Origin of the sequence: Candidatus Allofournierella excrementigallinarum, from assembly GCF_944388085.1 — a bacterium.
GTDB classification, from domain to species: Bacteria; Bacillota; Clostridia; order Oscillospirales; family Ruminococcaceae; genus Allofournierella_A; species Allofournierella_A excrementigallinarum.
Map to the genome: position 1 here is coordinate 1 of NZ_CALXHK010000098.1, position 10,062 is coordinate 10,062.

The window sequence follows — 10,062 nt, forward strand, 5'->3', positions numbered from 1 at the left end:
AATGCTCGGTGGTCGTAAAACAGTAATATTTGAATTTCTTGGAACAGGCATGATTTCGGTCATGCCTGTTCCGCTTTTATCAGTTCATCCACGGGAATGTAGCCAACGAGGTCATATTCGATATGTACCTTCTGTTTGCGCTTACCGCTGGACTTGTCGGGTGCCTCCACATAAACCGCCTTTACAAGCTCTCTAGTGATGTGAGAATTTTTCGGATGCCCTCATAAATTTCTTCCTGGTTCTTTTTAATTTCCTCAATATCTGCTTCGTAAATATTGCCGGTGGAATTGACACGCTTGGCAATTTGGTTTTCGCTATTGGAGATGCTTTTCATTCTGAGAGTCAGATCACGAAGCTCAGGCATATCCAATTTTACAACGTACCCGTCAATTACCATTTTGCGGATATAGGCACTCATGTTCTCAATGCCTGCCAACTCCATTTTCTTTTTTATCAGAGCTTGCTCTTTTTCATCTACAAAAAACTTTACCTGTATCGGTCGCTTGCGATTTCTGTTATCTGGCATTGTGCGCTCACCATCCTTTTACAGTTTGATCTGTTCGGGGAATGCTTCTTTTCGCATGATACCCCACATCTTGTCGATATAAGATAGTGTGTAAAAGTTCTCGTAGTAATGATAGTAGAAAGCACCTTTTAGCGTCATTTCATAAGTGCCATCGTGCTCGTTGATGAACCCTAATCGCTTTGCAATCCAAAGTTCGAATCCATACATTTTTCTCAACGGTACACCAAAAAATTTTTCAAAATCTCGTGCATTTACTCTTGTACTATATGCCGTCCAGAACAGCCAGTAAATCATTCGTTGCCGTTTGGTAAAACGAATTGTCAATGATGTGGCGAGGTTGCCGGAACGAACCCTTTCGCAGTAGGACTCCACATCAAAAGTATTGATTTTGAATTGCCCTTTGAATAGGCTTGTAGCAGAACAACCGAATCCGAGAAAGTTATCTCTGGTCATGGATGAGTAGTTTGCATCCAGTTCACTTGAGAAAGTCCAGATAGAATTTCGAGAATATCCTTTGCCCAAACAGTATTGCGTAATGGCATCAAGCAATTCCCGTTTTTCTTTTTTAGGCATTGTCGAAACAGGACTCTCTGTAAAGGTGAAATCAATAAATGGGTATATAGCAATATGATTTGCACCCAATGAAAATGCGGTGTCAATATCAGACTTCAAATCATCATAGGTTTGTTCAGGCAGAGCAAAGATGAAGTCCATGGAAACAGTTTCAAAAGGAACCGCCGCCAAAGCAGACATCATTTCTGCGGTATCAACTTTTTTTCTGCCAAGAATCTTCTGATACTTGTCGCAGAATGATTGAATACCAATGCTGATTTTTGTTACGCCTGCTTTTTTCAATGTTTGCAACACTTCCACATTCACGTTATCGGGATGAAGTTCCAATCCAATTCCCTCGGTGATGATAAAGTGGTCGTTCAACGCATCAACAATATCTTTTATGCGATTAGCGGCAAGGGCAGGTGTTCCTCCACCAAAATATAGGCTGGTTACTTTTTTTCGCCCTGTATGTTGGCTGCCTACAATGTGTATTTCTTTAATCAAAGCATCTATGTACCTATCACATAATTCAGCGGAATACCGCACTTTGCAATAAGGACAAAAGTTGCAGATACTTTTGCAGAAAGGGGTATGAACATAAAGCCCAAGGTTTTCACACTCTGCAAACGGCAATATCTGGTCATATTCATTTTTGAACGTAAATGGCTTCGTTGTTCGTGTAAGCCACATTCTTGTTAAACTGGTAATGAAACTCATATTACTCCTAAATGTACTTCAAGTATGTATGAAGCATTTCAAAGATTATTTTGAGATTGCCTCTGAACAAAAGCGTGTACTCAGCAACAAAAAAGTATCCGCATTGATCGCAAAGACCGGGAACATCTATACAGCGTCCGCAGGTAGACAATTTCCCGTTTTCCATCACTACGCACTGATGACAAGGTGTGGGAAAACGATTTTCAATAAGATATGGAAACGCACTTTTTAGGTTGAATACGGGTGCGCCTTCTTTCATCATTTGAGTTATCGTATCGCAGCACTTGGCTTTTTCCTCTTTAGTCAAAGCTAATTCTTTTGTGTCGGGGTATGGCGTATGGAAATTGAACGATACCGCACGAACATTTTTAGTGTCACGAGCCGTTAAGCATACATCTCGTACATAGTCTTTGTTTATTTGATTGATAGCCATATAGAAGCAAATATTATCTGCGGTAGCATTGCTTATGTTCTTCATGATGGTATCGTAGGTATCACCACGAACTTCATTATGGCGTTGCTTATCTCCGTCCAAGCTCAAAAGAATCAAATCCGCTTCTGGAAGATCAATGGGGAATGTACCATTTGTAACTACATTGACAATGAGGAATCCCATGCTTTTCGCTTCAATGACCAAATCTCTTAGTGTGCGTTCGCCGTCTTTCCAAAGGAATGTTTCACCACCGCAGAAGAACAAAATGCGAACACCCATGTCATATAGTTGCTGCATTTCTTGCCGGATTTGTTCATACGGATGGACGATTGCTGTGATGTTGTTGACAGAACAATGCTTACAATGTAAGTTGCATTTATCTGTAACAATTACAGTTCCGAGGATTGGCGATTTCTTTCTAAACAGAATTGTCTTTACGCCAAAAGTAGCAAAGTGCAAAAAAGATGATAGTTTCATAATTTATCTCCATAGCGTTAATACGGAATATCAAAGTGTGTACACACATTATTGTACATGGTTTTTGCTGTTTTTTCAAGATGCTGTAGAAAATTTACCACGTTAAAGTGTAACATTTTTAAGAACACGCCCCAAGATGACCTTGGGGCGTGTGCGAATCAATCAAGAGATTTGTATTCTGTTACTGCTTTTAGATAGGCTTCGGGGTTGCCGTTGAGTATCAGATCAGCGTATGCAATCGGGTCATTGTAGATAAGATAGTCAAGTTCTGACCGCTGATACATATTGTCAGCCACCTCATTTTCAACTGCAATGGTATCAATGGCAATCATAGTGCCGCCTGAGAACTTCAGCTCCACACAGACCGTATCAAAGTTAAACTCGCAAGATAATAGGCGTTTCATAGTAAAACCTCCATAATTTCAAGAATTTTGAGATAGAAAAAGAACGATGTTAAGTCTTTCGACTCGACATCGTTCTTTTCGTAGTTGTTTTCCAACCCTGTCAGACAGATGCCGCAAAATAGTAATTTTTTAGAATTACTGTCTTACGAGCACCCGTCTAAGCTTCCCGCGCTTTTTTCAGTTTTTCAGCTTGCTCAGGTAGCGGTAGATGGTGGCCTCGCTGGAGCCCAGCTGGGCGGCCACCTCGCTCACCGCGCCTTTCAGATGGAACAGGCCCGCCTGCTGCAGCGCCTCCACGATGCGTATCTTTTCCTCCATGGTCAGCCGGCTGCTGGGCATGCCCGCCCGCCCGGTGACCTCCTCGATGGCTCCCCGCACCACGTCGGGGATGTTGCTCACAAAGATCTCGGTGCTCTGGGGCGCTTCCTCTTCCTCCGCCTGGGGGGCGCAGCTCACCGGCGGCATGCCGCACATGGCCAGGATGTCGTTGGCCGCCTGGATGCCCCGGGACGGGTCGAAGTTGATGCACAGCATGCCGATCACCTGGCCCGCCTCGTCCTTGATGAACATGGTGGAGGAGCGCAGGTTCCCGTTTCGGCGGGAAACGCCCCGGTAGCCAACTTTGTAGTTGTGCTGCTCGTACTCCCTGTCCGCAAGAAAGCGCAGGGCCAGCGCCGTCAGCGGCGCGCCCATGCTGCGCCCGCTGATGTGCCCGTTTACGATGGCCACGATGGCGTTGTTGCCCTCGCTCAGATCGTGCAGCACCACTTCATAGTCGCTGCCCAGCGCCTGGCCCAGGAACTCCACCAGCGTTTTGTACTGTTCCAGAATGATATGCATATACCCGCACGCCCCTCTTTGCATACAAACGGCGGTGCGCCTGTGTGCAAACTGCTTGTTTTTCGATTCTATGTAACACGTTTTCAGTATAACATTCACACACTTAAAATGCAAACACAGATGAAAAAAGCAAGAATCCCTCAGCACAATTAACAAATTATTCATAGATACTTGGGCATTGTGATAATAATAAATTATTACGGTGAGAAATTATTGACATATTTTTTAAAAGTGATAAAATTAAGATACAAAGCCGGGCAAAAGCCGGCGCCGATGGAAAAATGCGCGGCGATCGCCGCGCCGGGGCCGCGGTCCAGGCCGCCGCAGGCTTCGCCGCTCGTGGGCCGAAGAGAGAGAACAGGAGAGCGAGAGTATGGACAAGACGATGTTCTTCCGCATTTTGAACAGCGAGATGGAGCTGGCCACCGGCTGTACCGAGCCGGGCGCCGTCGCCCTCACCGGCGCTTACGCGGGCGCCGAGCTGAACAAGCGGGGCGAGGTGATCCGGCGTATGGAAGTGAACGCCTCCACCAACATTCTGAAGAACGCCATGGCGGCCGGCATCCCCGGCACCAAATACACCGGCATGGGCTATGCCTCGGCCATCGGCGCCTGCGCCGCGGCCCCGGAAAAGCAGCTGGAAGTCATCAACGGCGTGTCTGACGATGTGTACAAGGCTGCCGAGCTTCTGGTGGAGAGCGGCAAGGTGGTCGTGGGCCACGCCGACGTGCCTCAGAAGCTGTACATCGAGGTCATCGCCCATGGCGACACCCACACCGCCCGCGCGGTCATCGCAGACCTGCACACCAACCTGATCGTTCTGGAGGTCGACGGCGAGAGCGTGATGACTGCCACCGGCGGCGCTGCCGGCGGCGCCGACAAGGACGTGGTCACCCCCGAGGAGATCGCCGACTTTCTGACCCTGCGCAAGATCTACGATTTCTGCGACAAGGAACTGGACCCCATGAACGACCCCATCGACATCATCCGCAGCGCGGTGAGCGTGAACAGCGCCATCTGCGAAAAGGGCCTGGAGAAAGAGTACGGCCTGGCCATCGGCCCCGGCCTGCGCCGCAACTGCCGCGACGGCCTCATGACCTGGGACATGGTCACCAACTCCATGATGGTCGCCTCCGCCGGCGCCGACGCCCGCATGGCCGGCGCGCCGTTCTCCGTGGTCGCCAATTCCGGCAGCGGCAACCAGGGCATCACCGCCACCATGCCCACCGTGGCTCTGGCCCGCTGGAAGGGCATCTCCGAAGACAAGATGCTCCGCGCCGTGACCATGAGCAACCTGGTGGCCATCCGCATCAAGTCCAAGTTCGGCCGCCTGAGCGCCCTGTGCGGCGCCACCGTGGCGGGCACCGGCTCCGCCTGCGCCATTACTTACCTGCTGGGCGGCGACTACGATGCCGTCTGCCGCGCGGTGCCCAACATGATCGGCAACGTGGCCGGCATGCTGTGCGACGGCGCCAAGGCCGACTGCGCGCTGAAGATCTCCTCCTGCGTCAACGCCGCCTTCCAGGCCGCTTTCATGGCCCTGCGCGGCGTGCGGGTGCAGAACACCGACGGCATCGTGGAGACCGATCCCGAGCACACCATCGACAACTTTGCCGAACTGGGCAATAAAGGCTCCGGCCCGCTGGACGCGGCCATCCTGCACATGATGCTCAACAAGAAGTAAGGAGAAGGCAGAGAAGGGCATTTTTGCAGAGCTCTGAAAGCGCTGCTTTGAGAGAAGAGGACACAGCAAAAAGGGAAGAGAGGAATTTTGTATGAAGAAGTTACTTACAAGCCTGCCGGCGCGGCTGCTGATGGGCATTATCCTGGGCATTCTGCTCGGCCTTGTGATCCCGGAAGGCGGCTGGGGCGACCCGGTCATGCAGGTCGTGGTCACCGTTAAGTACATTTTGAACCAGCTGATCAACTTCTGCGTGCCGCTGATCATCATCGGCTTCATCGCGCCGTCGATCACCAAGCTGGGCAACAGCGCCACCAAGATGCTGGGCATCGCTTTGATGCTGGCCTACGGCTCCAGCCTGCTGGCCGCCCTCCTGTCCATGGGCGCCGGCTATGGCATCATCCCCAACCTGAACATCGCCAGCTCGATGGACGGCCTGCGTGAGCTGCCCACCGCGGTGTTCCAGCTGGATATCCCCCAGATCATGTCCGTCATGAGCGCTCTGGTGTTCAGCGTGCTGATCGGCCTGGCCGCCGTGTGGACCAAGGCCGGCACCACCACCAAGGTGCTGATCGAGTTCCAGGACATCGTGCTGGACATCGTGACCAAGGTGGTCATCCCCGTCCTGCCGGTGTTCATCACCGCCACCTTCCTGGGCCTCTCCTGGGAGGGCACCATCACCAAGCAGCTGCCCGTGTTCCTGATCGTGATCGTGATCGTCATGATCGGCCACTATCTGTGGATGGCGGTCCTGTACGGTGTGGCCGGCGCCTATTCCGGCAAGAACCCGCTGGAAGTGGTCCGTCACTACGGCCCCGCTTACCTGACCGCCGTGGGCACCATGTCCAGCGCCGCCACCCTGGCTGTGGCCCTGCAGTGCGCCAACAAGAGCAAGGTGCTGCGCAAGGATATGATCCAGTTTGGCATCCCCCTGTTCGCGAACATCCACCTCTGCGGCTCGGTGCTGACGGAAGTGTTCTTCTGCATGACCGTCTCCAAGGTGCTCTACGGCGAACTGCCTGACCTGGGCACCATGATCCTGTTCTGCGTGCTGCTGGGCGTCTTCGCCGTGGGCGCGCCTGGCGTGCCCGGCGGCACCGTCATGGCTTCTCTGGGCATCATCACCGGCGTGCTCGGCTTCGACGACGCCGGCACCGCGATGATGCTGGCCGTCTTCGCCCTGCAGGACAGCTTCGGCACCGCCTGCAACGTCACCGGCGACGGCGCGCTGACTCTGATCCTGACCGGCTATGCCGACAAACATCACATGGAGGAGCAGCACCTGGCGGTCGATCTGTGATCGGCTGCTTGTGCTGAACCGCTGAAAAGCCCTCTCTCTGCCACTCCTTATCATAGACCAGACCCCCGGCCGCAAGGCCGGGGGTCTGGCATTTTTTGTTCGGGAAGATCAGGCGGCGGCACGGTTGCGGGCGCGCCCGGCGGCCTTCAGCGTGCCGTAAAGCAGCGCCGCGTCGATGGGCAGCTTGATGATGTTCTTCACGATCTTCACCGAGCTGAAAATAACAAAGGCCTGGCCGTACATGATGTGCAGCCACAACGGCGTGAGGACAAAGTTGATGACCAGCGTCACCGTGAGGCAGGCGCCCACCGCCAGCAGCGGGCGGGGCCGCCGTTTATAAAACCACAGCCCGTAGATGAAGCCCAGCAGGAACTGGTTGAAGGTGAAGCCGAAGAAAAAGGCGCCGTTGGGCCGCAGGAAATAACTCAAAAGGTCCACCGCCACCCCGGCGGTGCCCGCCACCCACGGGCCGCACAGCGCGGCGCACAGCGCCGTGGCCAGAAAAGCAAAGCCGATCTCCAGCACCGGGCTCACCTCAAAGGTGAAAAGACGGTCGATGATGACCGCCGCGCCGGTCAAAAGCCCCGCCGCCACAAGGCTGCGGGTGCGGCCAAATTCGGCCAGGCTGTCCGCCAGCTGCACTTTCAGGGGAAAACGCATACAAAAAACCTCCTTCAATCGCCGGAGCAGCGCAAGAAACCGTTTTCTTGTGACGCCCCGGCCCAATGCGGTTTGCCGCACAATTGAAAGAGGCCCACGGCCAAGCGATGCAAAAAAGCGCGGAGCGCCCCTCTGCAGACCCGGCCCCGCGCGTTACAGTTATGCAGCAGCGGGATGCAAAGCCGGCACCGCGGGCCGAAAGGCCCTTCGTCCGCCCCGCAACTCCCCGTCGGGCCGGCACTTGACGCGCAGGCTTTTACTCTGCAAGCCCCATTATACAGGCCGGCCCGGCCTTTTACAATCCCCGCCGCCAAAGAAAATTGAATTGTTCACAAAAATGGTGTACACTAATATGTAAAGTTATACAAAGCGTCCCGGACGCACACATCTTTAAAAAGGAGGGAACTCCCTTGAAATTTTCCGAAATGCCCTACACCCGGCCAAACGTGGCCCAAACGGTGGAGCGCTACCGCGAGATGGCCCGGCGGGCCGGCGCGGCGGCCTCCGGCAGTGAACTGGTGGACCTGTTCCGCCTGCACACCCAGCTGGACGACGGCTTCGCCACCGCCTTCCGCCTGGCCCAGATCCGCCACACCCTCGACACCCGCGACCAGTTCTACGACGCGGAGAACGATTTCTTCGACCAGGCGGCCCCCGAAGTGGGCAACGCCCAGCTGGAGTTCTACCGCGCCGTGCTGGCCAGCCCCCACAAAGCGGCCCTGGCCGAAGCATACGCACCCATCCTGCTGGACAAGATGGAGCTGGCGGTGAGCGCCGCCTCCGACGAGGTGCTGGAGCTGATGCAGCAGGAGAACGCCCTGGCCAGCCGCTACCAGAAGATCAAGGCGGGCGCGCAGGTGGAATTTGACGGCAGGACCCTCACCCTGCCGGGCCTGGACCCCTATAAGCAGAGCCTGGACCGGGCGGTGCGCAAGGCCGCCTTTGAGGCCGAGGGCGGCTTTTACGACCGCAACCGGGAAGAGCTGGACGACATCTATTCCAAGATGATCGCCAACCGCAACGCCCAGGCCCGCAAATTGGGCTACGACAGCTACGTGGACCTCTCCTACAAGCGGATGGGCCGCCTGGGCTACGGCCCCAAAGAGGTGGCCAGCTTCCGGGAGCAGGTGGCGAAGTACGTCACCCCGCTGGCCCATGAGTCCATGAAGGCCCAATTCGCCCGCGCCGGCATCGCCGGCGCCAAATTCTACGACACCACCGTCTCCTTTGCCGACGGCAACCCCACCCCCGTGGGCACTGCTGACGAGCTGCTGGCCAAAGCGGTGCAGATGTACACCGAGCTCAGCCCCGAGACCGCCCGCTTCATCCGCTTCATGAACGAGAGCGAGCTGTTCGATCTGGTCAGCCGCCCCGGCAAAGCCACCGGCGGCTACTGCGAGACCATCCCCGCCTACGGCGCGCCCTTCGTGTTCTCCAACTTCAACGGCACCTCCGGCGACGTGGACGTGCTCACCCACGAGGCGGGCCACGCCTTCCAGGCCTGGGTGGCCGCGGGCCAGGGCATGTGCCAGGAACTGGCCAACCCCGGCATGGAGAGCTGCGAGATCCACAGCATGTCCATGGAGTTCCTCACCGCCCCCTGGCACCACCTGTTCTTCGGCGGCGACGAGCGCACCACCGCCAAGTACGCCCTGGCCCACGCCGAGGACGCTTTGACCTTCCTGCCCTACGGCTGCATGGTGGACGAATTCCAGCACATCGTCTACGCCCAGCCCCACCTCACCCCCGACGAGCGGGGCGGCGTTTGGCTGGAGCTGGAACGCAAGTACCGCCCCTGGAACGACTTCGAGACCCTGCCCTTCTACAGCCGGGGCGCGGGCTGGCAGCGTCAGCTGCACATCTACGAGGCCCCCTTCTACTACATCGACTACTGCCTGGCCCAGATGGCGGCGCTGCAGTTCTTCGCCGCTTCCCTCAATGACAGGGACGACGCCTGGCAGCGGTACCTGGCGCTGGTGAAGAAGGGCGGCTCCGACACCTACGCCGGCCTTGTGAGGGCCGCGGGCTTTGCGGTGCCTTTTGAGCCGGGCGCCATCGAGCCGGTGGCAAAGCAGGTGGCCGCCTGGTGCGCCGAAAAAAACCGTGAGCTCGCCTGAACCTTGATGCTCTGCGCCGCCCCGGCCCTAAAAAAGCCGGGGCGGCTTTTCTCTTACGGAATGTATAGAGAAGGGCTTTTTTGGCCATGCTTTTGACGTGCCGAGGGAAAAAGCAAAAAAATGGAAAAAAGGGGTTGACTTTTGGGGTCGAGGCTCGTATAATGTGGACTTGCGCCCCCCGGAAGGCAAGCGGCGGCAGCCGCCCGCCCGGAAGGCCGCCTGAAAAAATATCGCAAAAAGGTGTTGACAAACAGCGCCTGGCGCGATATAATAAACAGGCTGCCTCACGAAAGCGCGGGGCGCAGAGGACCTTGAAAATTGAACAATAAGAAGAACTTGAAGGACCCTTTTT

10 protein-coding genes and 1 riboswitch are annotated in these 10,062 nt (G+C 55.2%); of the genes, 3 read left to right on the top strand and 7 right to left on the bottom strand.

Going from position 1 to position 10,062, the window contains the following annotated elements; genetic code table 11:
- Positions 1-59: 59 nt before the first annotated feature.
- From ACH2AT_RS11020 to ACH2AT_RS11045, 6 genes are all read right to left on the bottom strand, one after another.
- Positions 60-170, bottom strand: a complete 111-nt coding sequence (locus ACH2AT_RS11020; protein ID WP_394966041.1) for a hypothetical protein — start codon at positions 168-170, stop codon at positions 60-62.
- 11 nt (positions 171-181) lie between these two features.
- Positions 182-526, bottom strand: a complete 345-nt coding sequence (locus ACH2AT_RS11025) for a plasmid mobilization protein (RefSeq protein WP_394966043.1) — start codon at positions 524-526, stop codon at positions 182-184.
- An 18-nt stretch (positions 527-544) separates the two neighbouring features.
- The gene (locus tag ACH2AT_RS11030) at positions 545-1,798 is read right to left on the bottom strand and encodes a coproporphyrinogen-III oxidase family protein (protein ID WP_394966044.1); all 1,254 of its coding nucleotides are present in this window, start codon (positions 1,796-1,798) and stop codon (positions 545-547) included.
- 7 nt (positions 1,799-1,805) lie between these two features.
- Positions 1,806-2,708, bottom strand: coding sequence for a radical SAM protein (locus ACH2AT_RS11035; protein WP_394966046.1), 903 nt, complete (start codon positions 2,706-2,708; stop codon positions 1,806-1,808).
- Positions 2,709-2,866: 158 nt separating this feature from the next.
- A complete protein-coding gene (locus ACH2AT_RS11040) occupies positions 2,867-3,112 on the bottom strand; it encodes a DUF6061 family protein (RefSeq protein ID WP_394966048.1) in 246 nt (81 codons plus the stop codon).
- 177 nt (positions 3,113-3,289) lie between these two features.
- A complete protein-coding gene (locus tag ACH2AT_RS11045) occupies positions 3,290-3,952 on the bottom strand; it encodes a PAS domain-containing protein (protein WP_177522484.1) in 663 nt (220 codons plus the stop codon).
- A gap of 373 nt (positions 3,953-4,325) precedes the next feature.
- Between ACH2AT_RS11045 and ACH2AT_RS11050 the strand changes: the two genes are divergently transcribed.
- Positions 4,326-5,636 carry a serine dehydratase subunit alpha family protein gene (locus ACH2AT_RS11050; RefSeq protein ID WP_394966050.1) on the top strand — a complete coding sequence of 437 codons (1,311 nt, stop codon included), beginning with the start codon at positions 4,326-4,328 and terminating at the stop codon, positions 5,634-5,636.
- Positions 5,637-5,727: 91 nt separating this feature from the next.
- Positions 5,728-6,933 (top strand): cation:dicarboxylate symporter family transporter, encoded by a 1,206-nt coding sequence (locus tag ACH2AT_RS11055; protein ID WP_177522482.1) that lies wholly within the window; start codon positions 5,728-5,730, stop codon positions 6,931-6,933.
- A gap of 108 nt (positions 6,934-7,041) precedes the next feature.
- Here ACH2AT_RS11055 and ACH2AT_RS11060 read toward each other — a convergent pair whose 3' ends face one another.
- Positions 7,042-7,593 carry a folate family ECF transporter S component gene (locus tag ACH2AT_RS11060; protein WP_394966052.1) on the bottom strand — a complete coding sequence of 184 codons (552 nt, stop codon included), beginning with the start codon at positions 7,591-7,593 and terminating at the stop codon, positions 7,042-7,044.
- Between the two features lie 165 nt (positions 7,594-7,758).
- Positions 7,759-7,859, bottom strand: a riboswitch (THF riboswitch).
- Between the two features lie 144 nt (positions 7,860-8,003).
- On the opposite strand from ACH2AT_RS11060, the gene ACH2AT_RS11065 reads away from it, so the two are divergent.
- Positions 8,004-9,710, top strand: a complete 1,707-nt coding sequence (locus ACH2AT_RS11065; protein WP_394966054.1) for a M3 family oligoendopeptidase — start codon at positions 8,004-8,006, stop codon at positions 9,708-9,710.
- Positions 9,711-10,062: the final 352 nt, after the last annotated feature.